Annotated in this window: 25 protein-coding genes; 18 read left to right on the plus strand and 7 right to left on the minus strand. The window is 72.0% G+C overall.

Going from position 1 to position 25,170, the window contains the following annotated elements:
* Window positions 1-153 precede the first annotated feature (153 nt).
* Complete coding sequence (locus OG408_RS29885; RefSeq protein ID WP_136327836.1) at window positions 154-435, minus strand: HPr family phosphocarrier protein; 282 nt, start codon at window positions 433-435, stop codon at window positions 154-156.
* A gap of 173 nt (window positions 436-608) precedes the next feature.
* Here OG408_RS29885 and OG408_RS29890 point away from each other — a divergent pair, with 173 nt between their 5' ends.
* The 5 genes from OG408_RS29890 (at window position 609) to OG408_RS29910 (ending at window position 6,878) form a co-directional block, all read left to right on the plus strand.
* Entirely contained in the window at window positions 609-3,482 is a 2,874-nt protein-coding gene (locus OG408_RS29890; protein WP_266783773.1) for a bifunctional acetate--CoA ligase family protein/GNAT family N-acetyltransferase, read from the plus strand.
* Window positions 3,483-3,561: 79 nt separating this feature from the next.
* Window positions 3,562-4,158, plus strand: coding sequence for a DUF5998 family protein (locus OG408_RS29895; protein WP_136327834.1), 597 nt, complete (start codon window positions 3,562-3,564; stop codon window positions 4,156-4,158).
* The gene (locus OG408_RS29900; RefSeq protein ID WP_266783775.1) at window positions 4,158-5,345 is read left to right on the plus strand and encodes an alkaline phosphatase family protein; all 1,188 of its coding nucleotides are present in this window, start codon (window positions 4,158-4,160) and stop codon (window positions 5,343-5,345) included. The genes OG408_RS29895 and OG408_RS29900 overlap by 1 nt, the downstream gene beginning before the upstream one ends.
* A gap of 63 nt (window positions 5,346-5,408) precedes the next feature.
* Window positions 5,409-6,059, plus strand: a complete 651-nt coding sequence (locus OG408_RS29905) for a thymidine kinase (protein ID WP_266783777.1) — start codon at window positions 5,409-5,411, stop codon at window positions 6,057-6,059.
* Window positions 6,060-6,140: 81 nt separating this feature from the next.
* A complete protein-coding gene (locus OG408_RS29910) occupies window positions 6,141-6,878 on the plus strand; it encodes a VOC family protein (protein ID WP_285568874.1) in 738 nt (245 codons plus the stop codon).
* Window positions 6,879-6,906: 28 nt separating this feature from the next.
* Here OG408_RS29910 and OG408_RS29915 read toward each other — a convergent pair whose 3' ends face one another.
* On the minus strand, window positions 6,907-7,683 hold the full coding sequence (locus OG408_RS29915) for a VOC family protein (RefSeq protein ID WP_266783781.1): 777 nt from the start codon (window positions 7,681-7,683) through the stop codon (window positions 6,907-6,909).
* Between the two features lie 233 nt (window positions 7,684-7,916).
* On the opposite strand from OG408_RS29915, the gene OG408_RS29920 reads away from it, so the two are divergent.
* Entirely contained in the window at window positions 7,917-8,747 is an 831-nt protein-coding gene (locus OG408_RS29920; RefSeq protein ID WP_266783783.1) for a sulfurtransferase, read from the plus strand.
* Between the two features lie 106 nt (window positions 8,748-8,853).
* On the opposite strand, the gene sepH is transcribed toward OG408_RS29920, so the two are convergent.
* Window positions 8,854-9,918: a septation protein SepH gene (gene sepH, locus OG408_RS29925; protein ID WP_266783785.1), complete on the minus strand. Its 1,065-nt coding sequence runs from the start codon at window positions 9,916-9,918 to the stop codon at window positions 8,854-8,856.
* Window positions 9,919-10,415: 497 nt separating this feature from the next.
* Between sepH and OG408_RS29930 the strand changes: the two genes are divergently transcribed.
* On the plus strand, window positions 10,416-11,552 hold the full coding sequence (locus OG408_RS29930; protein WP_326672939.1) for a hypothetical protein: 1,137 nt from the start codon (window positions 10,416-10,418) through the stop codon (window positions 11,550-11,552).
* Window positions 11,553-11,642: 90 nt separating this feature from the next.
* Here the strand turns inward: OG408_RS29930 and OG408_RS29935 are convergent, their stop codons facing one another.
* Both OG408_RS29935 and OG408_RS29940 read right to left on the minus strand, forming a co-directional pair.
* Entirely contained in the window at window positions 11,643-12,965 is a 1,323-nt protein-coding gene (locus tag OG408_RS29935; RefSeq protein WP_266783789.1) for a D-arabinono-1,4-lactone oxidase, read from the minus strand.
* Window positions 12,922-14,169 (minus strand): MFS transporter, encoded by a 1,248-nt coding sequence (locus OG408_RS29940; RefSeq protein ID WP_285568859.1) that lies wholly within the window; start codon window positions 14,167-14,169, stop codon window positions 12,922-12,924. Before OG408_RS29940 ends, OG408_RS29935 begins: the two co-directional genes overlap by 44 nt.
* Window positions 14,170-14,329: 160 nt before the next feature.
* Between OG408_RS29940 and OG408_RS29945 the strand changes: the two genes are divergently transcribed.
* Window positions 14,330-15,457: a ferrochelatase gene (locus OG408_RS29945; RefSeq protein ID WP_326672941.1), complete on the plus strand. Its 1,128-nt coding sequence runs from the start codon at window positions 14,330-14,332 to the stop codon at window positions 15,455-15,457.
* A 54-nt stretch (window positions 15,458-15,511) separates the two neighbouring features.
* On the plus strand, window positions 15,512-16,330 hold the full coding sequence (locus OG408_RS29950) for an inositol monophosphatase family protein (protein WP_326672943.1): 819 nt from the start codon (window positions 15,512-15,514) through the stop codon (window positions 16,328-16,330).
* A gap of 109 nt (window positions 16,331-16,439) precedes the next feature.
* On the opposite strand, the gene OG408_RS29955 is transcribed toward OG408_RS29950, so the two are convergent.
* Complete coding sequence (locus OG408_RS29955) at window positions 16,440-16,613, minus strand: hypothetical protein (RefSeq protein WP_266783797.1); 174 nt, start codon at window positions 16,611-16,613, stop codon at window positions 16,440-16,442.
* Window positions 16,614-16,982: 369 nt separating this feature from the next.
* Here OG408_RS29955 and OG408_RS29960 point away from each other — a divergent pair, with 369 nt between their 5' ends.
* The 4 genes from OG408_RS29960 (at window position 16,983) to OG408_RS29975 (ending at window position 20,589) form a co-directional block, all read left to right on the plus strand.
* Window positions 16,983-17,636, plus strand: coding sequence for a response regulator transcription factor (locus OG408_RS29960; protein WP_024490544.1), 654 nt, complete (start codon window positions 16,983-16,985; stop codon window positions 17,634-17,636).
* 5 nt (window positions 17,637-17,641) lie between these two features.
* The gene (locus OG408_RS29965; protein ID WP_266783800.1) at window positions 17,642-18,877 is read left to right on the plus strand and encodes a sensor histidine kinase; all 1,236 of its coding nucleotides are present in this window, start codon (window positions 17,642-17,644) and stop codon (window positions 18,875-18,877) included.
* Window positions 18,878-19,283: 406 nt separating this feature from the next.
* On the plus strand, window positions 19,284-19,580 hold the full coding sequence (locus tag OG408_RS29970; protein ID WP_003965732.1) for a DUF4193 domain-containing protein: 297 nt from the start codon (window positions 19,284-19,286) through the stop codon (window positions 19,578-19,580).
* 13 nt (window positions 19,581-19,593) lie between these two features.
* Window positions 19,594-20,589, plus strand: coding sequence for a hypothetical protein (locus OG408_RS29975; RefSeq protein WP_326672945.1), 996 nt, complete (start codon window positions 19,594-19,596; stop codon window positions 20,587-20,589).
* A 66-nt stretch (window positions 20,590-20,655) separates the two neighbouring features.
* On the opposite strand, the gene OG408_RS29980 is transcribed toward OG408_RS29975, so the two are convergent.
* Window positions 20,656-21,117: a DUF3093 domain-containing protein gene (locus OG408_RS29980; protein WP_266783804.1), complete on the minus strand. Its 462-nt coding sequence runs from the start codon at window positions 21,115-21,117 to the stop codon at window positions 20,656-20,658.
* A 58-nt stretch (window positions 21,118-21,175) separates the two neighbouring features.
* On the opposite strand from OG408_RS29980, the gene OG408_RS29985 reads away from it, so the two are divergent.
* The 5 genes from OG408_RS29985 (at window position 21,176) to kdpA (ending at window position 25,153) form a co-directional block, all read left to right on the plus strand.
* Window positions 21,176-21,760 carry a PaaI family thioesterase gene (locus OG408_RS29985; RefSeq protein WP_266783806.1) on the plus strand — a complete coding sequence of 195 codons (585 nt, stop codon included), beginning with the start codon at window positions 21,176-21,178 and terminating at the stop codon, window positions 21,758-21,760.
* Window positions 21,757-22,293 carry a dUTP diphosphatase gene (gene dut / locus OG408_RS29990; protein WP_266783808.1) on the plus strand — a complete coding sequence of 179 codons (537 nt, stop codon included), beginning with the start codon at window positions 21,757-21,759 and terminating at the stop codon, window positions 22,291-22,293. Before OG408_RS29985 ends, dut begins: the two co-directional genes overlap by 4 nt.
* 1 nt (window position 22,294) lies before the next feature.
* Complete coding sequence (locus OG408_RS29995; protein WP_326672948.1) at window positions 22,295-23,068, plus strand: DUF3710 domain-containing protein; 774 nt, start codon at window positions 22,295-22,297, stop codon at window positions 23,066-23,068.
* A 323-nt stretch (window positions 23,069-23,391) separates the two neighbouring features.
* Entirely contained in the window at window positions 23,392-23,481 is a 90-nt protein-coding gene (gene kdpF, locus OG408_RS30000) for a K(+)-transporting ATPase subunit F (protein ID WP_148021375.1), read from the plus strand.
* A 7-nt stretch (window positions 23,482-23,488) separates the two neighbouring features.
* Window positions 23,489-25,153, plus strand: coding sequence for a potassium-transporting ATPase subunit KdpA (gene kdpA, locus OG408_RS30005; RefSeq protein ID WP_266783813.1), 1,665 nt, complete (start codon window positions 23,489-23,491; stop codon window positions 25,151-25,153).
* Window positions 25,154-25,170: the final 17 nt, after the last annotated feature.

The following is a 25,170-nucleotide window of genomic DNA, read 5'->3' on the forward strand; positions in this document are numbered from 1 at the left end:
GGCATTCCGCAGGGCTTTCTTTAAGCTGCCCGAATTCGCCGCTGTGCGGTCATTCGGCTGCCCGTGCCTTTTGCGTAAACCAAAGAGCCGCGGCTCCCGGTCGGGGGTGCCGCGGCTCTTTCGCGGGAAGGCCCGCGTGGTGACCGGTCGGGGTCAGACGGTCTCCGGGAGCTCGTCGAGCCCCTCGGCGACCAGCTTGGACAGGCGGTCCAGAGCGGCTTCGGCGTTGTCCGCGTCGGACGCGAGGACGATCTCCTCGCCGCCCTGTGCGCCGAGGCCGAGCACCGCGAGCATGGAGGCCGCGTTCACCGGGTTGCCGTCGGCCTTGGCGATGGTCACGGGGACCCCGGAAGCCGTGGCGGCACGGACGAAGATGGAAGCGGGGCGGGCGTGCAGGCCCTCGGCCCAACCGACGTTGACGCGGCGCTCAGCCATGGTTCTGCCCTTCACGAATCAATGGTTGTCTAGACCAGTCTCTCATGCAGTGCGCGATGCTCGGGCCGACTCCCGGACCGCCCGCAGCGCGCGCCCTGCCGTCGATCGGCCACCCTCAGACTGCCCCGGCCCCGGCACCCACGCGACCGCTGACGGAGCCGTAGGCTTTGGCCATGCAGCCCTCTCCGGAGCAGAGTCCGCATCACGCCTACCCCGATCACTGGGAGGCGGACGTGGTGCTCCGCGACGGTGGCACCGCCCGTATCAGGCCGATCACCACGGACGATGCCGAACGGCTGGTCAGCTTCTACGAGCAGGTCTCCGACGAGTCGAAGTACTACCGCTTCTTCGCTCCCTACCCCCGGCTCTCCGCCAAGGACGTCCACCGCTTCACCCATCACGACTACGTCGACCGGGTGGGACTGGCCGTCACGGTGGGCGGCGAGTTCATCGCGACCGTCCGCTTCGACCGGATCAACGCCCAGGGCAGGCCCGCGTCGGCGCCGGCCGACGAGGCGGAGGTCGCCTTCCTCGTCCAGGACGCGCACCAGGGCCGCGGTGTCGCCTCGACCCTCCTCGAACACATCGCGGCCGTCGCCCGCGAACGCGGCATCCGGCGCTTCGCCGCCGAGGTGCTGCCCGCCAACAACAAGATGATCAAGGTGTTCCGGGACGCCGGGTACACCCAGCAGCGCAGCTTCGAGGACGGCGCCGTCCACCTCACCCTGGACCTCGAACCGACCGCCGAGTCCCTCGCCGTCCAGCGCGCCCGCGAACAGCGCGCCGAGGCCCGGTCCGTGCAGCGGCTGCTCGCCCCCGGCTCCGTCGCCGTCATCGGCGCGGGCCGCACGCCCGGAGGCGTCGGCCGCACGGTCCTGCGGAACCTGCTGGGCGCCGGCTTCACCGGCCGCGTCTACGCCGTGAACAGCGCCCTGGCCGCGGACCAGGACACCATCGACGGCGTCCCCGCCCACCGCTCCCTCGGCGAGATCGGCGAACCCGTCGACCTCGCGGTCGTCGCCGTACCCGCCGACCGGGTGCCGGAGGCCGTCGCGGACTGCGGCGAACACGGCGTCCAGGGCCTGGTCGTCCTCTCCGCCGGATACGCCGAATGGGGCGCCGAGGGCCGTGAACGCCAGCGCGAACTGGTCCGCCAGGCCCGCTCGTACGGCATGCGGATCATCGGCCCGAACGCCTTCGGCATCATCAACAACTCCGACGCGGTCCGGCTCAACGCCTCCCTCGCCCCCGAACGGCCCGCCTCCGGGCGCATCGGCCTGTTCACCCAGTCCGGCGCCATCGGCATCGCGCTGCTCTCCGGGCTCTACCGGCGCGGCGCGGGCCTCTCCACCTTCATCTCGGCCGGCAACCGCGCCGACATCTCCGGCAACGACTTCCTGCAGTACTGGTACGAGGACCCGGACACCGACGTCGCCCTGCTGTACCTGGAGTCGCTCGGCAACCCCCGCAAGTTCACCCGCCTCGCCCGGCGGACGGCGGCCGTGAAGCCGGTGGTCGTCGTCAAGGGCGCCCGGCACAGCGGCTCCACCCCGCCCGGCCACGCCGTCCCCGTCAGCCGGATCCCGGACGCCACGGTCTCCGCGCTGATGCGGCAGGCGGGCGTGATCCGCGTCGACACGGTGACCGAGATGGTCGATGCCGGACTGCTCCTGGCCGGCCAGCCGCTCCCCGCGGGCGGCCGGGTCGCGATCCTCGGCAACTCCGAGTCCCTCGGCCTGCTCACGTACGACGCCTGCCTGGCGGAGGGGCTCCGCCCGCGCCCACCCGTCGACCTCACCACCGCCGCCACCCCGCAGGACTTCCGGGACGCGCTGGCCGAGGCGCTGGCCGACGGCGGCTGCGACGCGGTCATCGTGACGGCGATCCCGTGGGTGGGCGAGGACGGCGAGGCGGAGACGGGCGACGGGGAGGTCCTGGCCACCGCCCTGCGCGCGGCGGCCGCCACCGGCCCGGCGAAGCCGGTGGCCGTGGTCCATGTGGAGATCGGCGGCCTGGCGGAGGCGCTGGCCGCCGCCACCAGCACGGTCGCCCAGCAACGCCCGGCGGCGGCCCCCCTCGCGTCCCGCCCGGCCCCGCCCACTGCCCCCGCCGCCACTGCCCCCGCCCCCGACGACTCCGCCGCCACCGACCCCGAAGCCCCCCGCGTCCCCGGCCGGATCCCCGCCTACCCCGCCGCCGAACGTGCGGTCCGGGCGCTCGCCGAAGCCGTGAAGTACGCCCAGTGGCGCCGGCAGGCAGCCGTCCCCGGAAAGGTGCCCGAGTTCCTCGACGACACCATCGACGAACCGGCCGCCGCCGCCCTCATCGACACCCTGCTCGGCCGGGACCCCGATCCGCGCGGCAGGCCCCTGGAACACGACGAGGCCCGTGAACTCCTGGCCTGCTACGGCATCGCCGTCCGGCCGACGCTGCCCGCGCCCGGCCCGGAGGAGGCCGTGGCAGCGGCCGGCCGGCTCGGCTACCCGGTGGCACTGAAGACCACCGCACCCCACCTGCGCCACCGCGCCGACCTCGGCGGGGTCCGGCTGGACCTCGGGGGCGAGTCCGCGCTGCGCCGCGCGTACGGCGAACTGACCGGCCTCCTCGGCAAGCCCGCCGAGCTGCGGCCCGTCGTGCAGGCGATGGCCCCGCGCGGCGTCGACACCGTCGTACGGGCCACCATCGACCCGGCCGCGGGCGCCGTCCTCTCCTTCGGCCTGGCCGGCGCACCCTCCGAACTCCTCGGCGACACCGCGCACCGGCTGGTCCCCGCCACCGACCGCGACGCCGCCGAACTGATCCGCTCCATCCGGGCGGCCCCCGTCCTCTTCGGCTGGCGCGGCTCGGCCCCCGTGGACACCGCCGCGCTGGAGGAACTGCTGCTGCGGGTCTCCCGGCTGGTCGACGACCACCCCGAGGTGGTCTCCATCGCGCTGGAACCGGTCGTGGTCGCCACCCAGGGGCTGACCGTGCTCGGGGCGAGCGTCCGGCTCTCGCCGCCCCCGGCCCGTACCGACCTGGGCCCCCGGCGGCTGTCCAACTACTGACCCGCGCCACCCCGGACCCGCCGGGCAGCGGCGGCGGGACCGTCCCCGGCAGCCATCAGCCCCCCGTAGGATGGTGCGTATGGCTAAGACCGGTACGACGACCCAGGGGCTGCGCGCGGCGATCGAGCGCAGCGGCTACTACCCGGCCCTCGTGGCCGAGGCGGTGGAGGCCGCCGTCGGCGGTGAGCCGGTCGCTTCGTACCTGGTGCACCAGGAGACCACCTTCGACTCCAACGAGGTGCGCCGCCACGTCACGGTGCTGGTGCTCACCGACACCCGTTTCATCGTCAGCCACACCGACGAGCAGAACGCCGACACCAGCTCCCCGACGCCGTACGCCACCACCTCCACCGAGTCGGTCAAGCTCGACCGGATCTCCTCGGTCGTGGTCAGCCGGGTCGTGGCCAACCCGGAGAAGTACGTCCCGGGCACCCTGCCCCGCGAGGTCGTCCTGACCATCGGCTGGGGCGCGGTCTCCCGGATCGACCTGGAGCCCGCCGCCTGCGGCGACCCCAACTGCGAGGCCGACCACGGCTACACCGGCAGCTCCACCGCCGACGACCTGAGCCTGCGGGTCAGCGAGGCCGGCGACGGCCCCGACACCGTGCGCCAGACCCTCGCGTTCGCCCAGGCGCTCTCCGAGGCCACGGCCGCGACCGCGGCGGCCGGCCGCTGATGGTCCAGCCTTCCTGGCAGGACCCGGTACTGCTGCCCGTCGACACCGCTCCCGTCCCGGAGTACGGCAGCGGCTCGCTCGCCGACCTGCTGCCCACCCTCGTCGCGGGACAGGAGGTCCCCGGCTTCACGGCCGCGATCCCCGAGCTCACCCCCGCCGACCGGAACTGCGTCTTCCTGATCGACGGCCTCGGCTGGGAGCAGATCAAGGCGCATCCCGACGAGGCGCCGTTCCTGCACTCCCTCCTGCCCACCTCGCGCGGCGGCACGGGCCGCCCGATCACGGCGGGCTTCCCGGCGACGACCGCGACCTCGCTGGCCTCCGTCGGCACCGGGCTGCCGCCGGGCGAGCACGGACTGCCCGGCTACACGGCCCGCAATCCGGAGACCGGCGAGCTGATGAACCAGCTCCGCTGGAAGCCCTGGACGCCGCCGAAGGTCTGGCAGCCCTACCCCACCGTCTTCCAGCTCGCCGACGCCGCCGGAGTCCGTACCGCACAGGTCTCCGCCCCCACCTTCGAGCAGACCCCGCTCACCAAGGTCGCGCTCAGCGGCGGCTCGTTCCTGGGCCGGCTCACCGGCGAGGAGCGGATGGACGTGGCCGCCGAGCGGCTGGCCGCCGGTGACCGGTCGCTGGTCTACACGTACTACAGCGAGGTCGACGGCAAGGGGCACCGCTTCGGTGTCGACTCCGACGCCTGGCGCGGTCAGCTGATGTACGTCGACGGGCTGGCCCGGCGCCTCGCCGAACAGCTCCCGCCGCGCACGGCGCTCTACATCACCGCCGACCACGGCATGATCGACATCCCGTTCGACGAACAGTCCAGGATCGACTTCGACGAGGACTGGGAGCTGGGCGCGGGAGTGGCCCTGCTCGGCGGCGAGGGCCGGGCCCGTCATGTCTACGCCGTGCCGGGCGCCGAGGCCGATGTGCTGACCGTCTGGCGCGAGGTGCTCGGCGAGCAGTTCTGGGTGGCGAGCCGTGAGGAGGCCGTCGAGGCGGGCTGGTTCGGCCCGCGCATCGACGAGCGGGTGCTGGGCCGGATCGGCGACGTGGTCGCGGCGGCCCACGACGACGTGGTGATCACCGCCTCGCGCAACGAGCCGCACGAGTCCGCGATGGTCGGCATGCACGGCTCGATGACCCCCGTCGAGCAGCTCGTCCCGCTCCTCGAAGTACGCTCGTAGGCCCTGCCGTTCCACTCCGCCGCCCTCCCCGCTCCGCCCGTTCCGAAAGGTGTTCGACCCCTCATGCCCGAGCTTGTGTTCTTCTCCGGAACGATGGACTGCGGAAAGAGCACGCTGGCGCTGCAGATCGCGCACAACCGGTCGGCGAGAGGCCTGCAGGGCCTGAACTTCACCCGGGACGACCGGGCGGGGTCGGGGAAGCTCTCCTCACGGCTCGGCCTGGTGACCGAGGCGGTCGAGGCGGTGCAGGGCATGGACCTGTACGGCTATGTCGTCGACCGGGTGTCGCAGGGCGGCCGGGTCGACTACCTGATCGTCGACGAGGCGCAGTTCCTGGAACCGGTGCAGATCGACCAACTGGCGCGGGTCGTCGATGACTTGGACCTGGACGTCTTCTCCTTCGGGATCACCACCGACTTCCGTACGAAGCTCTTCCCCGGCTCACGGCGGCTGATCGAGCTGGCGGACCGGGTCGAGACGCTGCAGGTGGAGGCGATGTGCTGGTGCGGCGAGCGGGCCACGCACAACGCCCGTACGGTGGGCGGCGAGATGGTGGTGGAGGGCGAGCAGGTCGTCGTCGGTGATGTGAGCAGCCCGGCCGAGGAGGTCGGCTACGAGGTGCTGTGCCGGCGCCATCACCGCCGCCGCATGACGAGCGGTTCCGTCCACGCCGGCGCGCTCTCGCCGGACGTCCTGCCGGTGGCCTCCGACTGAGGGGCACGGGCCCGGCCGGCCGTGGTTCACGGGGCGGCGGCCCCTGGAGATCTGGATCTTGGGTCGCATAGGGTTGCCGGCATGGGGCTGCAGCTGGTTCAGGTGAATTTCAAGGCGCGCGACGACGCGGCGCTCGGCGGGTTCTGGGCGAAGGCGCTCGGCTGGGGAGTCTCCAGTGAGGGCCCCGGTGTCACCAACATCGAGCCCGTGGGCTTCGACTGGCCCGACCCCACCGCCGTCTGCATCGATGTCGTGAAGGTCCCGGACCCCGGGACGGTGAGGTACCGCGCGCGCCTCGATCTCGCCACCACCTCCGAGGGCCATCGCGCGGAACTGGTCGCGCACCTGACGGAACTCGGCGCGAAGCCCGCCGGTGCGAGCCCCGGCGACGTGCCGTGGACCGTGCTGACCGACCCCGAGGGCAACACGTTCCGGGTGCTGGAGCCCCGGGAGATCTATCGGGACACCGGTCCGATCGCCGCGGTGGTCGTCGAATGCGCCGAACCGCGCGCCATGGCCCGGTTCTGGGGCGAGGCGGTCGACTGGACCGTCCACGAGGAGACGGACGACCACGCGCGGCTGCGCTCCGCCGAGGGTGTCGGGCCGTACCTGGAGTTCGTCCGCACGTCCGAGGAGGATGCCGTGTGGACCCGCGTCCATCTCGACGTGCTGCCGTACCGCGGTGACGACCGGGAGGCGGAGGTGGCCCGGCTGAAGGCCCTCGGCGCGAGGACCGCCGACGTCGGCCAGGGCGACGTCTCCTGGGTGGTGCTGGCCGACCCGGCGGGCAACGAGTTCTGCGTCCTCGGCCGGGGCTGAGAGCGGACCCGCCCCGGCCTGGCCGCTCTCAGCGCCCCGCCGACCGCACGATCGTGAACGCCGCGCCCTCCGGATCGGCGACCGTGGCCACCCTGCCGCTGGACCCCTCCCGGGGCGGCTGCAGGATGTGCCCGCCGAGCTCCACCACGTGCTGGGCGGCCTCGTCCGTGTCCGCGACCTCGAAGTACGTCATCCAGTGCGGCCCCCGGTCGCGCGGCAGGGCATGGCCCACGCCGTGGATCGAGGCCACCGGGCGGCCCCCCAGGTGGAGGGTCTGGTAGTCGAAGTCCGCCGAGACGACGGCCTCGGTCTCGTAGCCGAACACCGCCTGGTAGAACTTGGCGACCGTCGATGTCTCGCGGGTCACCAGCTCGTTCCAGACCGGGGTGCCCGGTTCTCCGGCGAGCGTGGTGCCCAGGTGCGCGGCCGCCTGCCAGATGCCGAAGACGGCGCCGCCGGGGTCGGAGGCGATGGCCATCCGGCCCGCCTCCCCGGCGTCGAGCGGTCCGACGCCCACCGTGCCGCCGCAGGCCCGGATCGCCTCGGCGGTGAGATCGGCGTCATCGGTGGCCAGATAGGTCGTCCAGGCGATCGGGAGATGCCGGTCGGGCGGCAGCTGTCCGATGCCGGCGACCTCCTTCCCGTCGATCAGTGCCCGGACATACGGGCCGAGCTGCTCGGGGCCGGGCCCGAACTCCCAGCCGAACAGTTCGGCGTAGAAGTTCTGGGTCGTGTGCAGGCCGTGCACGATCAGGCTCACCCAGCAAGGTGTTCCGGGTGTACGCCGAGCGGCAGCCTCGGTCATCGTCACTCTCTCCTCGGACCATCGTGGTGGCCGTACGGGGGGAACGGAGCCGGCGCGCCGTTGTGCGGTACGGGATGTGTACGCCCCGTGCAGATGCTTGCACCACCCGGCGCGTGATGCGCCCCGGCCGCGCCGCTTTTTCCGTGATCTCGACAGACGAGGTCCGGTTTATTGCGGTATATCCGTTTCGGCGTTGTTACGGGTGGGCCGGACTCTGCGCGAGGATGGCACGCATGAAGCCCATCATCTCCGCATCCGAATGCGCGAGCGAGTCGGCGGGGCCACGTCCGCCGGTGCTCCTGGACGTACGTTGGCAGCTGGGCGGCCCGCACGGCCGGCCCGACTACGAGGCCGGACACCTGCCCGGCGCGGTCTTCGTCGATCTGGACGCGGAACTCGCCCGGCCGGCCGGTGACGGCGGCCGCCACCCCCTGCCCGACCCGGAGGAATTCGGTGCGGTGATGCGCCGCGCCGGGGTCCGCGGGGACAGTTCGGTGATCGTGTACGACGGAGGCCAGGGCTGGGCCGCGGCCCGCGCCTGGTGGCTGCTGCGCTGGACGGGGCACCGGGACGTCCGGGTGCTGGACGGCGGCCTCGCGGCCTGGACCGGCGAGCTGTCGAAGGAGACCCCGGCACCCGCCGAGGGCGACTTCGTGCCCGTCCCCGGCGCGCTGCCGCTGCTGGACGCGGACGGCGCCGCCGCCCTGGCCCGTTCGGGCCTGCTGCTCGACGCACGGGCCGCCGAGCGCTACCGCGGCGATGTGGAGCCGATCGACCGGGTGGGCGGGCACATCCCGGGGGCGGTCTCGGCCCCCACGACGGAGAACGTCGCAGCGGACGGACGTTTCCTCCCCGCCGAGCGGCTGGCCTCCCGGTTCTTCGACCTGGGCGCCGCCGAGGGAACGGGGGAGGTCGGCGTCTACTGCGGCTCGGGGGTCTCCGGGGCCCATGAGGTGCTGGCGCTGGAGGTCGCCGGGTTCACGGGCGCGCTGTATGCGGGCTCCTGGTCGCACTGGACGCGCGACGCGTCCCGGCCGGTCGCCACAGGGCCCGAACCGCAGTAGGCGGCCCGCCGGGCGGCACCGGTGCCGGAGGTTCCGCCCCGGCAGCGCACGAGGGCCCGTACGCGCCTGCGTACGGGCCCTCGTCATGCTGCGGTCACCCGGGCTCTCAGTCCTGCTTCTTGCGGCGCGTGCCGAAGACGATCTCGTCCCAGCTCGGCACCGCGGCCCGGCGTCCGGGCCGGACCCCGTCCGCCTCGGCCTGCCGGTCCGTCGTCCCGGTGAGCCGGTCGCGGTGACCGGCGACCGCACGCGGCATCAGGACGTCCGCGTAGGCGGAACCCGCGCCCGCGGAAGCCGCCGGGGCCGGCGGCTCCTCGGCCTCGGGCTCCTGCGCGGCCGGTTCGATGGCCGGCGGCTCGGGCGGCGACGGTCGTTCGGGGACGACCATGTCGCCGCGGAAGCTGGGCACCGCCTCCAGCAGGCTGGTCAGCGAATCCCGCTCGCTCGCGGTGACCCCGCCGATGCGCTCCTCCGGCTCCGGGGCCGGAGGCGGCGCGGGGCGCTCCATCTGGCGGTCGAGGGCGCGGTCCAGCGGCCGGTCGCGCGGCAGCCGGGCGATCCGGGGGACGAACGGGAAGCTGGGCTCGGGCGCCGCGACGTCGTCGGTCTCGCCGATCAGCGAGCGCGCCTCGTCGTCGACGGCCTGGACCAGCCGGCGCGGCGGGTCGTACGTCCAGCTCGCCGAGTGCGGCTCGCCGGCGACCCGGTACACCAGGAGGACCTCCCAGGTGCCGTCGTCGCGGCGCCACGAGTCCCACTGGACGGTTTCCTTGTCGGCGCCGCGCAGCAGGAGGCGTTCCTGCACCGCTTCGCCGAGTTGAGGGCCGGTGTTCTCGCCGGGACGGCGCACAGGAGTCTTCCGGGCCCGCTCGGCCATGAAGGCGCGCTCCGCGAGCACGGGGCCCTCGAAGCGGCGGACACGGTCGACCGGAATTCCGGCGAACTGAGCGACCTCCTCCGCGGAGGCACCGGCTCGTATCCGGGCCTGGATGTCGCGGGGGCGGAGGTGGCTCTCCACCTCGATCTCGATCTGGCCGAGCCGCGCGCGGTCGTTGCGCACGGCGGCTCGCAGCCGCTCGTCGATCGGAAGCGTGTACTCCGTGCTGTCCGCAGCCTTGAGCACCAGTCGTGTGCCGTCGTTGGAGACGGCCACGACACGCAGTTCGGGCATGGGGACCTCCCGGGTGGTGCCTGCCGACGTCACGTGCGTCGCTGCTTCCGCTAGTCGAGTGTGGCCTGCCCGGGTGCAGCCTGCCACAACATTGCCGTGTTGCCCGGCGTGTCGGGCGTGAGCCCTTGATCGCCGGTATGACACGGTGACCTCTTGCGCAACGCAAAGTGACCGATGGTCACTCCGCGTAGCCGGCCCCCGTGCGATGCCGCGGCGCCGCCGGATCGAGTGCCTCCTTCGGCCCCCTCCCGAAGGTTCCGGACTTCCGTGCGGGAGTCCGGCCCCAGGGCTCGCCACAGTACTCCATTCGGGCCATGTGGGTGGACCGCCGCGCCGCCGAACTTCTCGTGAGGCACGGGAGTTGAGGTACCCCGCAGAACGCCGTACGCCCCTCCCGCGTGTCCTGCTTCACAGAATCACCGTAAACGGAACTATCCGCTTCGCTCAAATGTCCCTTGTTGTTGCATGGTGGGAGAGATGTCAATCAAGGGCTGGAAATGGTGCAGAAGCCGGAAAGTGACATAGAACCCAGAGAAAGGCGGATAGATCTGAGCCTGCCCCAGGTGGCGGGCAGTGCGGTGGCGGCGGTCGCGGCGGCGGTGGCGGCCTCCCAACTGGGCGTGTACGGGACGATTCTCGGCGCCGGGGTGATGAGCATCGTGGCCACCTGCGGGGGCTCGGTCTTCCAGCACTTCTTCCGCCGCACGGGCGAGCAGATCCGCGAAGTGACGGTCCAGGTGAAGCACCCGGGCCGCGAGGTGACCGTGCACACGCGCCAGACGCGTGACGGCGGGGACCCGGACGCGGAGTGGGAGACCGCCGGCACCCGGGTCGCGCTGCGCGAGGCGGCCGGATCGGCCGATGCCACCGCGATGCTGCGGCCGCCGGACGCCACGACCGTCCTGCGGCGGGTGGACCCCGCCGATCTGCCCGGCAGCGAGGCGCGGAAGGACGCCGAGGCCACGGCCCTGCTGCGGCCGGTGGACGCCACGACCGTGCTGCGCAAGGTGACCGCCGACCCGGACCGTACGCAGCTGATCGGGGCGGCCGACGGAACCCGGCGGCTCACGACGGTCCCGGCGGCCGCGTCGCCCGAGGACGACGCGTTCTCGCAGGCGACCACGCACGGCACCCGGATCCGCGGCTGGAAGCGCTCGGCGCTCGGCGCCGCGGTGGTGTTCGTCGTCTCGATGATCGGGATCACCACGTTCGAACTGGTCTCCGGCAACGATCTGAGCGGCGGTCAGGGAACGACCGTCGGCTCCGTCGTGCGCGGCGAGCGGGGTTCGGGCGGTTCCTCCGACCCGGCGCCGGCGCCGAGCACCGGCCAGGACCAGGACCAGGACGCCACGGACCCGGGCCAGGACAAGGACAAGGGCAAGGACACGGAGCAGGGCACCGACCCGCAGGACGGGCGGAGCACGAGCCCGGATCCGGACCGCGGCGGCAGCTCCACGGAGCCGACGCCCACGCCCACCCCGTCGGAGACCTCCGGCGAGGACGCGGACCCGTCGACCGCGCCCGCCCCGCCGATCCCCGGCGACGGCGGGAGCGCCACGCCCGGTCCGACGGACACCGGCAGCGCCCCGGCGCAGGAGAACCGCGCACCGGCCGGCACCGGCACCGGTGAGTGAACGGACCGGACAGCGCATCCCACCGGAAGCCGTCGGCCTCCGCCCACGATCGGGGCGGAGGCCGACGGCTTCCGCGTGACGGGGCCGGCGTCAGTCGCCCAGGACCCGGCGCAGGTAGTCGTTGGCGAACAGCCGGTCCGGGTCCAGCCGGTCCCGTACGGCGGTGAACTCGCCGAACCGCGGGTACACCCCGGCCAGGTACGCGGCGTCACGGGTGTTGACCTTGCCCCAGTGCGGGCGGCCGGCGTGGGCGGTCATGATCCGCTCGACCGCCGTGAAGTACGCCTGGTAGGGCGTGCCCCGGTACAGGTGCACGGCGATGTACGCGCTCTCGCGGCCCGAGGCCGTGGACAGCGCGATGTCGTCGGCGGGGGCGGTGCGCACCTCCACCGGGAAGCTGATCCGCAGCGGGGAGCGGTCCACCATCGCCTTGAGCTCGCGCAGCGCTTCTACGGCCGCCTCGCGCGGCAGGGCGTACTCCATCTCCACGAACCGCACCCGGCGCGGGCTGGTGAACACCTTGTACGGGATGTCGGTGTACGTGCGCGCCGACAGGGCCCGGCTGGAGAGCTTGGCGATCGACGGGATGGTGGCGGGGACCGCGCGGCCGAGCGAGCAGGCCACCTGGAAGACGCCGTTGGAGAGGAGCTCGTCGTCGATCCAGCCGCTGACCCTGCCGGGCGGCGCCGCGGGGCCCGCGCTCCGGTTGTTGCGCTTGGTGTTGCAGTTGCCCGTGTGCGGGAACCAGTAGAACTCGAAGTGCTCGTTCTCCGTCACCAGCTGATCGAAGTCGGCCGTGACCTTGTCGAAGGTCATCGGCTCCTCGCGGGCCGTCAGCAGGAAGACCGGTTCGACGGCGAGGGTGATCGCCGTGATGACACCCAGCGCGCCGAGCCCGATCCGGGCGACGGCGAAGATGTCGGGGTTCTCGTCCGCCGAACAGGTCAGCACCGTGCCGTCGGCGGTGACCAGCTCAAGGGCGCGGATCTGCGCGGATATCGACGCCGAGTCGCGGCCGGTGCCGTGGGTGCCGGTCGAGGTGGCCCCGGCGACCGTCTGCTCCATGATGTCGCCCATGTTGGTGAGCGAGAGGCCCTCGCGGGCCAGCGCGGCGTTGAGCCGCTTCAGCGGGGTGCCGGCCTCGACGGTCACCGTCATCGCCGCCCGGTCGATGTCACGGATGCCGGTGAGCAGATCGGGGCGGATCAGCAGCCCGTCGGTGGCCGCGGTCGCGGTGAACGAGTGGCCGGTGCCGACCGGCTTCACCTTGAGACCGTCATCGGACGCGCGGCGCAGCGCCTCGGCCAGTTCGTCCACGGAGGCGGGTGACACGGTCCGTGCCGGACGGGCGGTGACGTTCCCCGCCCAGTTACGCCACGCGCTCGTCGTCGTCCGTGCGTAGGTGTCGGTCATCTTCCCCGCGCCCTTCCGTAGGAACCGGCCCTCTGAGCCGGCGGTACCCCAGGAACGCCACCGCGGCCGCGAGCGCTCCCGCCACGGCGGGCACCGCGTACCCCGCCTTCGCCCCGGACGCGTCGACCACCCAGCCCGCGGCCGAGGAGCCGAGCGCCACACCCACGGCGAGCCCGGTGCTGGTCCAGGTCATGCCCTCGGTCAGTCTGGTGCGCGGTACGTGCTGTTCGACGAGAGCCATCGTGGTGACCATCGTCGGTGCGATGGCGAGGCCCGCGACAAAGAGCGCCACGGCCAGGAACGGCAGGCTCCCGGCCAGTTGGAGGGGGATCATACTCACGGCCATCGCACACACTCCCACCAGCCACCTCGTGGACGCCTTCCCCTTCAGGCGCAGCAGGCCGAACACGGCCCCGGCGAGGCAGGAACCCAGCGCGTACACCGCCAGCACCAGGCTCGCCGCGGCCTTGTGGCCCTGCTCCTCGGCGAAGGCCACCGTCACCACGTCGACCGCCCCGAAGATGGCGCCGGTCGCCACGAAGGTGATCACGAGCACCTGCAGACCGCGCGAGCCCAGCGCGGAGCCCCTGGTGTGCCGGGCGTGCGGATGCGGCACCGGTTCGGTGGCCCGCTGCGCGGTCAGCCAGAAGACCCCGACCAGCAGGAAGCCGGCGGCGAGCAGCGGGCCCGCCTCGGGGAACCAGGCGGTGGAGAGCCCGATCGAGATGATCGGGCCGAAGATGAAGCACACCTCGTCGACGATCGACTCCCAGGCGTACGCGGTGTGCAGCTGCTGCGCCCTGCCGCGGTAGATCTCCGCCCAGCGGGCCCGGACCATCGACCCGACGCTGGGCACGCATCCGGCGCCCGCGGCGAAGACGAACAGGGTCCAGTCGGGCAGCCGCTGCTGCGCGCAGACCAGCAGCCCGGCCACGGCCGCCAGCGCGACGAGCGTCACCGGGCGCAGGACCCGGCGCTGGCCGTGCCGGTCGACCAGCCGCGACACCTGCGGTCCGACCACCGCGGCCGACATCGCGAGCGTCGCGGAGAGCGCGCCCGCCAGCCCGTACCGGCCGGTGAGCTGGGACACCATCGTCACCACGCCGATGCCCATCATGGACAGCGGCATCCGGCCGAAGAAACCGGCTGTTGAGAACCCCTTGGAACCGGGGGCGGCGAAGATCGCACGGTAGGGACTGGGCAAGGGGAACTCCGATACGGCGTGCTCACACGCGGTGTCAGGGGTGAACGTGGCCGATACAGCTTACGGGCGGGCCGGCGGACCCGACAGCGGGATTCCCGGCCGGGCCGCCGGGCGGATGTCGGTGGGAACGGGGCCGGGGCCGGGTGGCAGGATCGGTGTCATGTCCGATCTGCGCGATCCCGCTCCCTACGACGCCCTGCTGCTGCTCTCCTTCGGAGGCCCCGAAGGACCGGACGACGTGGTTCCGTTCCTGGCGAACGTGACCCGCGGCCGGGGAATCCCCGAGGAGCGGCTGAAGGAGGTCGGCAAGCACTACTTCCTCTTCGGCGGCGTCAGCCCGATCAACGCCCAGAACCGCGCGCTGCTCGACGCCCTGCGCAAGGACTTCGCGGATCACGGGCTCGACCTGCCGGTGTACTGGGGCAACCGCAACTGGGCGCCGTACCTGACCGACACCCTGCGCGAGATGGTCCGCGACGGACACCGCCGCATCGCCGTCCTGGCGACCAGCGCCTACGCCTCGTACTCCGGCTGCCGGCAGTACCGGGAGAACCTCGCCGAGTCGCTGGCCGCCCTGGAGGCCGAGGGTCTGCCGGTCCCGCGCGTCGACAAGCTGCGGCACTACTTCAACCACCCCGGCTTCGTCGAGCCCATGGTGGAGGGGGTCGTCGCCGCCCTGGCCGACCTGCCCGCGGACGTGCGCACGGGTGCGCGGCTGGCCTTCACGACGCACTCCATCCCCACCTCGGCGGCCGACTCCTCCGGACCGGTCGGGGCGCACGGCGACGGCGGTGCGTACGTGGCCGAGCACCTGGACGTCGCCCGGCTGATCGTGGCGGCGGTGGCCGAGCGGACCGGCGTCGAATACCCCTGGCAGCTCGTCTACCAGTCGCGCAGCGGCGCCCCGCACATCCCGTGGCTGGAGCCCGACATCTGCGACCACCTGGAGTCGCTGCACGGCGACGGGGTCCCTGCCGTGGTGATGGCGCCCATCGGATTCGTCTCGGACCACATGGAGGTCCTCTACGACCTCGACACCGAGGCCGCCGCGAAGGCCGCGGAGCTCGGCCTGCCGGTGCGCCGGGCCGCGACCGTCGGTGCCGACCCGCGGTTCGCCGCGGCCGTGCGCGACCTGGTGCTGGAGCGGGCCGCCACCGAACAGGGACGCGACCGGGAGCGGTGCGCGCTCGGGGCCCTCGGGGCGAGCCACGACCTCTGCCCGGTCGGCTGCTGCCCCGCCCGGGCGCTCAAGCCGGCCGCCGCCGGCGCCGACAGCCCCTACGCGTGACGCGCCACCGCCGACCCGCCCCGTCCCGTACCCCCTCACCCCCTTGGGAGCGCCGTGACCGACCCCCTGCTGTCCGAACTGCTCGACCTCGCGCTGGACGTCGCCCGTCGCGCCGGTGCGCTGCTGCGCGACGGCCGCCCCGCCGACCTGGGGGTGGCCGCGACCAAGTCCAGCCCGGTGGACGTCGTCACCGAGATGGACATCGCCGCCGAGAAGCTGATCACCGGCTTCCTGGCCGAGCGCCGTCCCGATGACGGCTTCCTCGGCGAGGAGGGCGCCAGCTCCGAGGGCACCAGCGGCATCCGCTGGGTCATCGACCCGCTCGACGGCACCGTGAACTATCTCTACGGGCTGCCCACCTGGGCCGTCTCCGTCGCCGCCGAACGGGACGGGGAGCGGGTCGTGGGCGTGGTGGAGGTCCCGATGCGCCGGGAGACCTACCACGCGGTCGTCGGCGGCGGTGCGTACGCAAAGGGCGGGGCGTACGGCGAGGGCGCCCGGCTGCGCTGCCGGCCCGCGCCGCCGCTCGCGCAGGCGCTCGTGTCGACCGGATTCAACTACGTCGCCGACGTCCGCGCGCACCAGGCGGACGTGGCACGCGTGCTCATCCCGAGGCTGCGCGACATCCGGCGCGGCGGCTCCGCGGCGATCGACCTGTGCGACGTGGCGGCGGGCCGGCTCGACGGCTACTACGAGCGCGGCCTGCACCCGTGGGACCTCGCGGCCGGCGACCTCATCGCCCGGGAGGCGGGCGCGCTCACCGGCGGGCGGCCCGGGCTGCCCGCCGACGGCGGACTGACGGTGGCCGCGTCACCGGGCGTCTTCGAACCCCTCCAGGCCCTCCTGGAGGAACTGGGCGCCTGGCACGACTGAGCCGCCCCCGCGGCGCCCGCGCACACCGCTGTACGGGCCGTGGGCGCCACCGGAACCAGGAAGGCCCCGCACGTGCCGTTGCGGCACCGCGGGGCCTTCCTGTGACAGCTCAGACGCTCGAGGCGCCGATGTGGACACCGTGCTCCGCCGCGAGGCGGTGCAGGTCGTCCAGCTCGCCCTGCTCGACGTCCGCAAGGAAGTCGTCGCCCGTCTCGCGGGCTTTCGTGAGGTCGGACTCGGTGGTCTGGATGCGTTGCAGCAGACCTGCGGTGAAAGCGTCCATGAAGCGCCCCCTCATCGTGGGTCGGTGGCACGGGGGTGTGCCCGGGTTTCCCTCCGCCGAAGCGGTAGGGCGGGTGATCACGCAATCTCCGGGGGACGGAGGGGCCTGTGGCACGCCACATACGAGACGTGATCGCGGGTGTGAATTCGTCCTCCCCGGCCCAACCCTCAGAGAAACCTCAACTGGCCCGGGAATCCGCCGGTTTCCCGGAAGCCGCAGGTGGGGCCGCGCCGTCTTACCGCCGGTTTATACGTGTTACGGGCAGGATGGAGCCGCACGGCCCGTGCCGAGGCGTGGTCCGGATCACGGTCCGCGGGCCCGTACGGCCGTTTTGAAGACCTGTTGTGAAGTTCTAAGGAAGGAAGCGCCGTGCGCGTACTCGTCGTGGAGGACGAGCAGCTGCTCGCCGATGCGGTGGCCACCGGATTGCGCCGTGAGGCCATGGCCGTCGATGTCGTGTACGACGGTGCCGCGGCCCTGGAGCGCATCGAGGTCAACGACTACGACGTCGTGGTCCTGGACCGCGACCTCCCCCTGGTGCACGGGGACGACGTCTGCCGCCGGATCGTCGAGCTGGGCATGCCGACCAGGGTGCTCATGCTCACCGCGTCCGGGGACGTCAGTGACCGTGTGGAGGGCCTTGAGCTCGGCGCCGACGACTATCTGCCCAAGCCCTTCGCCTTCAGCGAGCTGACGGCCCGGGTCCGGGCCCTCGGCCGCCGTACGACGGTGGCCCTGCCGCCCGTCCTGGAGCGCGCGGGAATCAAGCTCGACCCCAACCGCCGCGAGGTCTTCCGGGGCGAGCAGGAGGTCCAGCTCGCCCCCAAGGAGTTCGCCGTGCTGGAGGTCCTGATGCGCAGCGAGGGCGCCGTCGTCTCGGCCGAGCAGCTCCTGGAGAAGGCGTGGGACGAGAACACCGACCCGTTCACCAACGTGGTCCGGGTGACCGTCATGACCCTGCGGCGCAAGCTCGGCGAGCCGCCCGTGATCGTCACGGTGCCCGGTTCCGGATACCGGATCTGACGCCGGTGCCCACTGTCCCGCCGCCCGTGGCGGCGCCCCCCAAACCCACCTGGGAGCCCAAGCAGCAGGAGCCCCCGTACCCCTGGCTGCGCCCGACCATCCGGATACGGCTCACGCTGCTGTACGGCGGCATGTTCCTGATCGCCGGCATCCTGCTGCTGTCGATCATCTACATGCTGGCCGCGCAGGCCCTGCACGTGGGCAGCGAACTGCCGTTCAAGATCGTCGACGGGCATGTGTCCAGCGAGATCTGCAACCTGCTGGGGGAGGGGAGCTCACCGAACGCCGTCAACTCAGCGATGAACTCCTGCGTCAACCACCAGCGCCAGCAGGCGCTCGACACGCTCCTGAACCGCTCGCTGCTGGCCCTCGTCGGCCTGAGCGTCATCGCCTTCGCCTTCGGCTACGCCATGGCGGGACGGGTGCTCTCGCCGCTGGGCCGGATCACCCGCATCGCACGCCGCGTGGCCGGCACGGACCTGTCCCGCCGCATCGAGCTGGACGGGCCGGACGACGAGCTCAAGGAGCTGGCCGACACCTTCGACGACATGCTGGAGCGGCTGGAGCGGGCCTTCACCGCGCAGCAGCGGTTCGTCGGGAACGCGTCGCACGAGCTGCGCACGCCCCTGGCCATCAACCGCACGCTGCTGGAGGTCCACCTCTCCGATCCCGCGGCGCCCCCGGAGCTCCAGCAGCTCGGCAAGACGCTGCTGGCCACCAACGAGCGCAGTGAGCAGCTCGTGGAGGGCCTGCTGCTGCTCGCCCGCAGCGACAACCAGATCGTCGAGCGCAAACCCGTCGACCTGGCCGAGGTGGCCTCCCGCGCGCTGGACCAGGCGCGGGGCGAGGCCGAGGCCAAGGGCGTGGAGATGCGGGCCGAGCTGGCCCCGGCCGTCGTCCAGGGCAACGGCGTCCTGCTGGAGCGGATCGCGCTGAACCTCGTACAGAACGCGGTGCGCTACAACGTCGCCGAGGACGGCTGGGTCGAGGTCACCACGGAGCTGATGCCCGGACAGGCGCTGATGGTCGTCACGAACACCGGACCCGTGGTGCCCGCCTACGAGATCGACAACCTCTTCGAGCCCTTCAGGCGGCTGCGTACGGAGCGGACGGGCAGCGACAAGGGGGTCGGTCTCGGCCTGTCGATCGCACGCTCCGTCGCGCGCGCTCACGGAGGCCGTATCATCGCGGAGCCCCGCGAGGGCGGTGGTCTTGTGATGCGCGTCTCACTGCCGGTCTGAGAGGCCGGGCGAGGCGTGGTGCGCATGGATTATTTTTGTTCGCTTTGAGCGGAATTTTCGGGACGCTGTCCCGGAGGATCCGTGTGTGATCGATCACAGGAGCGAATTTCCGCCCATCCACACTCCGTGATCAGGCATCCCTTCGGAAATCCGGCGATAATCGGGGTTTTCGGGGCCCAATATCACGGGAAGTACACGGGGTGGCGCCTGTAATGGACGCCGCCGGGACCGTGTACGGTCCCCATCGCCACCCAAGCCGATCACTCTCGAGCGGTCCTTTTGGGTGTCGATTGAGTAACAGACCTTGATGTGAGGCAAAATCTCCGCCTCGGGTCGGGCACAAGTCCGGCCTCTCACGCGTTACGTGCGCTGAGACACCGCAGACACCCAGAGGGGGAGAGCGACAATGGCAACGGATTACGACACCCCACGCAAGACCGACGACGACGTCGATCAGGACAGCCTTGAAGAGCTCAAGGCTCGCCGGAGCGACAAGACGGCGTCCGCCGTCGACGTCGACGAATTCGACGCGGCCGAAGGACTGGAGCTGCCCGGCGCAGACCTGTCCAACGAAGAACTGGCCGTGAGGGTCCTGCCCAAGCAGGCCGACGAGTTCACCTGCATGAGCTGCTTCCTCGTGCACCACCGCAGTCAGCTGGCCCGCGAGAAGAACGGCCAGCCGATCTGCCGCGACTGCGACTGAGGTCCGGTCGGCCGTGGCAGGGGACACACCGTTCCGGAAGCGGCGCATCCGGCGCAAGAAGGGGCCGGAGGCGCAACAGGGCGGGACAGGCCCGGCAGAGGGCGTGACAGCGCCTGCCGAGCAGTCCGCCCTGCCACCCACGCCGGGCGAACAGGATGACGACGGGCGAGGCCGGCCGGCCTCGCTCGAAGCAGTCGAAGCAGCTGTCGCGGCCATCGAGGCGGCTGCGGAAGTCGACGCGGCCGAAAGGGCCGGACAGGTCGACAGGACGGAGCCCGTGACCGGGGCAGGCCGTCTGAAGTCAGTGAAACGGGGCGTACGCAAGGGCGGGGAGAGCGCCAAGGCCGCGATCGGTCATATCGCCGACCTGATCATCGATATCGCTCCCCGCGTCCCCGTACGCGACCTCGCCACCCTGCGCAGGCACTTCCCGGGCCTGGGGCCCGAGGAGATCGCCGACCGGCTCATCGCCGGCGCGAGCAAGGGCACCGCCACCGTCGGCGCCGGAATCGGCGCCGCGGCCATGATGCCCGTACCGCCCGCCATGCTCGCCGAGCTGGCCGCGGAGATCACCGGTGTGGCCGCGATCGAGATGAAACTCGTCGCCGAGCTGCACGAGGTCTACGGACTGCGCCCGCCCGGCAGCCTCGGCCAGCGCTCCACCGCCTACCTCACGTCCTGGACGGAGGAGCGCGGCATCGACGTCACCCACCCCACGACGGTCAACGCGGCGCTCGGCGGCCAGATGAAGCGCGAGCTGCGCCAGCAGATCATGAAGCGCACCGTGCGCGATCTGCCCAACCTCATCCCGTTCATGATCGGCGCCGCCGTCGGCGCGATGATGAACCGCCGTGACACGAGGAAGCTCGCCGAACGGATCAGGAAGGACCTGCGCGAGCGCCAGATCCCCTGGGACCGCCTTCCCGAGCTCCCGCCGCTGGAACGCCCGGCGCTTCCGTACACGCGCTTCCCCGAGGACCCCGAGGCCCCCAGGCCCCCGAAGGGCTGAGACCCGCTCCGGCGGCCGTACAGCACCCGCCGAGGCCGTGGGACGAGACCGGCAGGGCTCCCGGGATCAGCCGGCCGGGACCGCCGCCTTCAAGGCCGCCACCAGTGCCTCCGGCTCACGCGTCGACAGGTAGACGTACGGAGTCGGGTCCTGCGGGTCCGTGATCTCCACCCGCACCGCCGTGGGGATGTAGCTGCGCAGCAGCATGAAGGCCCGGGTGTCCGCCTTGTACGAGCGCCAGGCGCGCGCCTCCTCGGCGTCCAGCACCTCGGCCTCGCCGAGCGCCGATACGGGGATCCGCGCGTCCCCCGCGACCAGGGCGCCGGCCACCACCCGGATCCGGGCGGAGCCGTACGAACTGACCGCCACCGCCGACAGGGCGGTGCCGCCCGCGAGACCGGCGAGCAGGGGCAGGGTGCCCAGTGGCAGCAGCATCAGCGCGCACGCGATGCCGACCAGGGTGGCGATGAGCCACCACGAACGGGGCGCGGTGAGACGTTCGTCGAACGGCGGGGTGGAAGGCTGCATGAACCCAAGCTTGGCACGGCGCGACCTGCGGGTACCCGCGCGGGTAAGGTCTGCGCCTGTGAGTGGAACATCTGCGGCTCTGACGCCCCCCGCCGACGCGGTGAAACCGGTCCGGCATCCCGACGCCCCGGCACCCGGCGAACTGCTCGGCGCGCACTACGAACACTGTTTCGGCTGCGGCGACGGACAGCCGCACGGGCTGCACCTCCAGGCGCGGGCCGGCGAGGGGGTCGGCGTCACCGCCGAGTTCACCGTGCAGGCCGCCCACCAGGGCGCCCCCGGCCTCGCCCACGGCGGCGTACTGGCCAGCGCGCTGGACGAGACGCTCGGCTCGCTGAACTGGCTGCTGCGGGTGATCGCGGTGACCGGACGGCTGGAGACCGACTTCGTCCGCCCCGTACCGGTCGACACCGTGCTGCACCTCGACGCGGAGATCACCGCCGTGCACGGCCGGAAGATCTACTCCCGGGCGACCGGCCGGATCGGCGGCCCGGACGGGCCCGTGGCGGTCCGGGCCGAGGCCCTGTTCATCGAGGTCAAGGTCGATCACTTCATCGACAACGGCCGCCCGGCCGAGATCCAGGCCGCGATGGCCGATCCCGACCAGGTCAAGCGGGCCCGTGCCTTCGAGGTGAACCCGTGACACGCCACCCCGTCGACGTGCTGATCCGCCGGGTCGACCCCGAGGTGCCGGTCCCGGCGTACGGGCACCCCGGCGACGCCGGGGCCGATCTGGTCACCACCGAGGCCGCCGAACTCGCACCGGGTGAGCGGGCCGTGCTGCCGACCGGGGTTTCGATCGCCCTGCCGGACGGGTACGCCGCGTTCGTGCACCCCCGCTCCGGTCTCGCCGCACGCTGCGGAGTCGCCCTCGTGAATGCCCCGGGGACGGTGGATGCCGGGTACCGTGGAGAGATCAAGGTGATCGTCATCAATCTCGACCCGCGCGAGTCCGTGCGGTTCGAGCGGTTCGACCGGATTGCCCAACTGGTCGTGCAGCAGGTCGAGAAGGTGCGCTTCCACGAAGTGTCGGAGCTTCCCGGTTCGGCGCGGGCCGAAGGGGGCTTCGGGTCCACCGGCGGTCATGCCGCCGTTGATGTTGATGGCGTCCGGGGCGGGGTTCCCCAGGGCGGGAACAGCTACGCTTCGGTCGAATCCGACCGGGAAGGACAGTGACGTGTTCGGACGTCGCAAGAACAGTGGTTCCGCCGAGGACACGGCGGACGAAGCGCGCGAGGCCGAGCAGGTCGTCGACGAGCTCGATGACGCCGATGCCGCCGGGAGCGGATCGCGTCGGACGAACCTTCCGCCCGCGCCGCGGCCGGACGGCCCGTGGGACATCGAAGAGGTGTCCCAGCCCGGCGAGGGCCGGGTCGACCTGGGCGGCATCTTCGTGCCCGGTGTCGAGGGCATGGAGCTGCGCGTAGAGGTCGCCGGTGACGCGATCGTCGCGGCCACCGTCGTGCTGCGCGACAGCGCGATCCAGCTGCAGGCCTTCGCCGCCCCCAAGAAGGAGGGCATCTGGGGCGAGGTCCGCGAGGAGATCGCCTCCGGTATCACCCAGCAGGGCGGCATCATCGACGAGATCGAGGGTCCGCTGGGCTGGGAGCTGCGCGCGCAGGTCCCCGTACAGCTGCCCGACGGGGCGAACGGCGTGCAGCTGGTGCGCTTCGTCGGCATCGACGGCCCGCGCTGGTTCCTGCGCGGAGTGATCTCCGGTCAGGGCGCCGTGCAGCCGGAGGCCGCAGGGCTCCTGGAGACGGTCTTCCGTGACACCGTGGTGGTCCGCGGCGACGGCCCGATGGCCCCGCGCGACCCGATCGTCCTGAAGCTCCCCAACGACGCCCAGATGGTCCCCGAGGGCGTCCAGCAGGAGGAGCAGGAGGGCTCGAAGTTCTCCGGTGGCATGGCGGGCCTCCAGCGCGGCCCCGAGATCACCGAGGTGCGCTGACCCGCACCCCGCACACAACGGCCGGTGGCCCGTACCCCTTCGCAGGGGTGCGGGCCACCGGCCTCTCTGCGTCCCGGGGGAGTGGGGCGCGACGGCGCGTATGGGGCGCGTATCGGGCACGTACAGGCGCCGTCAAGGCGGTGCCCGTCCCCGTAAGGAAGACATCAACGCAGGTCACAGCGGCGTCGGCGAGGGGTTTGCTCAAGAGGTCCGAGAAATCCGCACCTCATCCAGGAGCATCCGATGGCCGACATGGCCTTCGTCGTCACCACGATCGCGGTCTTCGCGCTGGTGGCACTCATTGCCAAGGGGGTGGCGAAGCTGTGACTGCCGAAAACGTGACCGGCCTCGTCGTGGCCGTCGCCCTGCTGGGCTATCTCGTCCTCGCCCTTCTGTACCCGGAGAGGTTCTGAGCCCGATATGAGCCCCGTCCTCGCCGGCGTGCTCCAGGTCCTCGCGCTCGTAGCGGCGCTCGGCCTGGCGTACCGCCCGCTCGGTGACTACATGGCCGGCGTCTACTCCTCTCCCCGGCATCTGCGGGTGGAGAAGTGGATATACAAGGCCATCGGCGCCGACCCGAACACGCAGATGCGCTGGCCCGCCTATCTGCGCGGCGTCCTCGCCTTCTCGGCGGTGAGCGTCCTCTTCCTGTATCTGCTGCAGCGGCTCCAGGGCTCGCTGCCCGGCTCGCTCGGCTTCTCCTCGATCGATCCGGACCAGGCGTTCAACACGGCGGCCTCGTTCGTCGCGAACACCAACTGGCAGTCGTACTACGGCGAACAGGCCATGGGCCACGTCGTGCAGACCGGCGGCCTCGCGGTGCAGAACTTCGTGTCGGCCGCCGTCGGCATCGCCGTCGCGGTGGCACTCGTCCGCGGCTTCGCCCGGTCCCGCACCGGTGAACTGGGCAACTTCTGGTCCGACCTGGTGCGCGGCACCGTCCGGATCCTGATCCCGATCGCCGTGATCGGGGCCCTGGTGCTGGTGGCGACCGGTGCGATCCAGAACTTCTCCGGCATCCACGAGGTCGGCCAGTTCATGGGGGGCTCGCAGCAGTGGAACGGCGGCGCGGTCGCCTCGCAGGAGGTCATCAAGGAGCTGGGGACCAACGGCGGCGGGTACTTCAACGCCAACTCGGCCCACCCGTTCGAGAACCCCAACGGGCTGTCGAACCTCTTCGAGATCTTCCTGATCCTCGTCATCCCGTTCGCCCTGACCCGCACCTTCGGCCGCATGGTCGGCTCGCTCAGGCAGGGGTACGCGATCCTCGCGACGATGGGCGTCATCTGGCTCGGCTTCACCGCGCTGATGATGTGGACCGAATTCGCCCACCACGGGCCCGCGTTCGACATCGCGGGCGGGGCGATGGAGGGCAAGGAGAACCGGTTCGGCGTCGGCGGCTCGTCCATCTTCGCCGTGGCCACCACGCTCACCTCGACCGGTGCGGTGAACTCGTTCCACTCCTCGTTCACCGGTCTCGGCGGCGGCATCACGATGCTCGGCATGCAGCTGGGCGAGATCGCTCCCGGCGGTACCGGATCGGGGCTCTACGGAATGCTGATCATGGCGGTCATCGCGGTGTTCATCGCCGGTCTGATGGTCGGCCGCACGCCCGAGTACCTCGGCAAGAAGATCGGCACCCGCGAGATCAAGCTCGCCGCCTGCTACATCCTGATCACCCCGGCGCTGGTGCTCTGCTTCGCGGCCGCCGCGATGGCTCTGCCGACGCCCGCCCACTCGATGACGAACACGGGCGCGCACGGCTTCTCGGAGATTCTGTACGCCTACACCTCGGGCGCCAACAACAACGGTTCGGCGTTCGCCGGGCTCAACGCGGACACGCAGTGGTTCAACACCACGATCGGACTCGCGATGCTGCTCGGCCGGTTCCTGCCCATGGTGTTCGTCCTGGCCCTGGCCGGCTCGCTCGCCGGGCAGAAGCCCGTCCCCGCGACCGCCGGCACGCTCGGCACCCACAAGCCGCTCTTCAGCGGACTGCTGGTCGCCACCATCATGATCATCGCCGGTCTGACCTACTTCCCGGCCCTCGCCCTGGGGCCGCTGGCCGAGGGGCTGGCGTCATGACCATCCGTACGAAGCAA

Origin of the sequence: Streptomyces sp. NBC_01257 (genome assembly GCF_035917255.1) — a bacterium.
Taxonomy (GTDB): domain Bacteria; phylum Actinomycetota; class Actinomycetes; order Streptomycetales; family Streptomycetaceae; genus Streptomyces.

Excerpts from the sequence above, each read along its gene's own strand:
- OG408_RS29885 (WP_136327836.1), bottom strand. The coding sequence starts at position 435 with ATGGCTGAGCGCCGCGTCAACGTCGGTTGGGCCGAGGGCCTGCACGCC.
- OG408_RS29890 (WP_266783773.1), top strand. The coding sequence starts at position 609 with ATGCAGCCCTCTCCGGAGCAGAGTCCGCATCACGCCTACCCCGATCAC.
- OG408_RS29895 (WP_136327834.1), top strand. The coding sequence starts at position 3,562 with ATGGCTAAGACCGGTACGACGACCCAGGGGCTGCGCGCGGCGATCGAG.
- OG408_RS29900 (WP_266783775.1), top strand. The coding sequence starts at position 4,158 with ATGGTCCAGCCTTCCTGGCAGGACCCGGTACTGCTGCCCGTCGACACC.
- OG408_RS29905 (WP_266783777.1), top strand. The coding sequence starts at position 5,409 with ATGCCCGAGCTTGTGTTCTTCTCCGGAACGATGGACTGCGGAAAGAGC.
- OG408_RS29910 (WP_285568874.1), top strand. The coding sequence starts at position 6,141 with ATGGGGCTGCAGCTGGTTCAGGTGAATTTCAAGGCGCGCGACGACGCG.
- OG408_RS29915 (WP_266783781.1), bottom strand. The coding sequence starts at position 7,683 with ATGACCGAGGCTGCCGCTCGGCGTACACCCGGAACACCTTGCTGGGTG.
- OG408_RS29920 (WP_266783783.1), top strand. The coding sequence starts at position 7,917 with ATGAAGCCCATCATCTCCGCATCCGAATGCGCGAGCGAGTCGGCGGGG.
- sepH (WP_266783785.1), bottom strand. The coding sequence starts at position 9,918 with ATGCCCGAACTGCGTGTCGTGGCCGTCTCCAACGACGGCACACGACTG.
- OG408_RS29930 (WP_326672939.1), top strand. The coding sequence starts at position 10,416 with ATGGTGCAGAAGCCGGAAAGTGACATAGAACCCAGAGAAAGGCGGATA.
- OG408_RS29935 (WP_266783789.1), bottom strand. The coding sequence starts at position 12,965 with ATGACCGACACCTACGCACGGACGACGACGAGCGCGTGGCGTAACTGG.
- OG408_RS29945 (WP_326672941.1), top strand. The coding sequence starts at position 14,330 with ATGTCCGATCTGCGCGATCCCGCTCCCTACGACGCCCTGCTGCTGCTC.
- OG408_RS29955 (WP_266783797.1), bottom strand. The coding sequence starts at position 16,613 with ATGGACGCTTTCACCGCAGGTCTGCTGCAACGCATCCAGACCACCGAG.
- OG408_RS29970 (WP_003965732.1), top strand. The coding sequence starts at position 19,284 with ATGGCAACGGATTACGACACCCCACGCAAGACCGACGACGACGTCGAT.
- OG408_RS29980 (WP_266783804.1), bottom strand. The coding sequence starts at position 21,117 with ATGCAGCCTTCCACCCCGCCGTTCGACGAACGTCTCACCGCGCCCCGT.
- kdpA (WP_266783813.1), top strand. The coding sequence starts at position 23,489 with ATGAGCCCCGTCCTCGCCGGCGTGCTCCAGGTCCTCGCGCTCGTAGCG.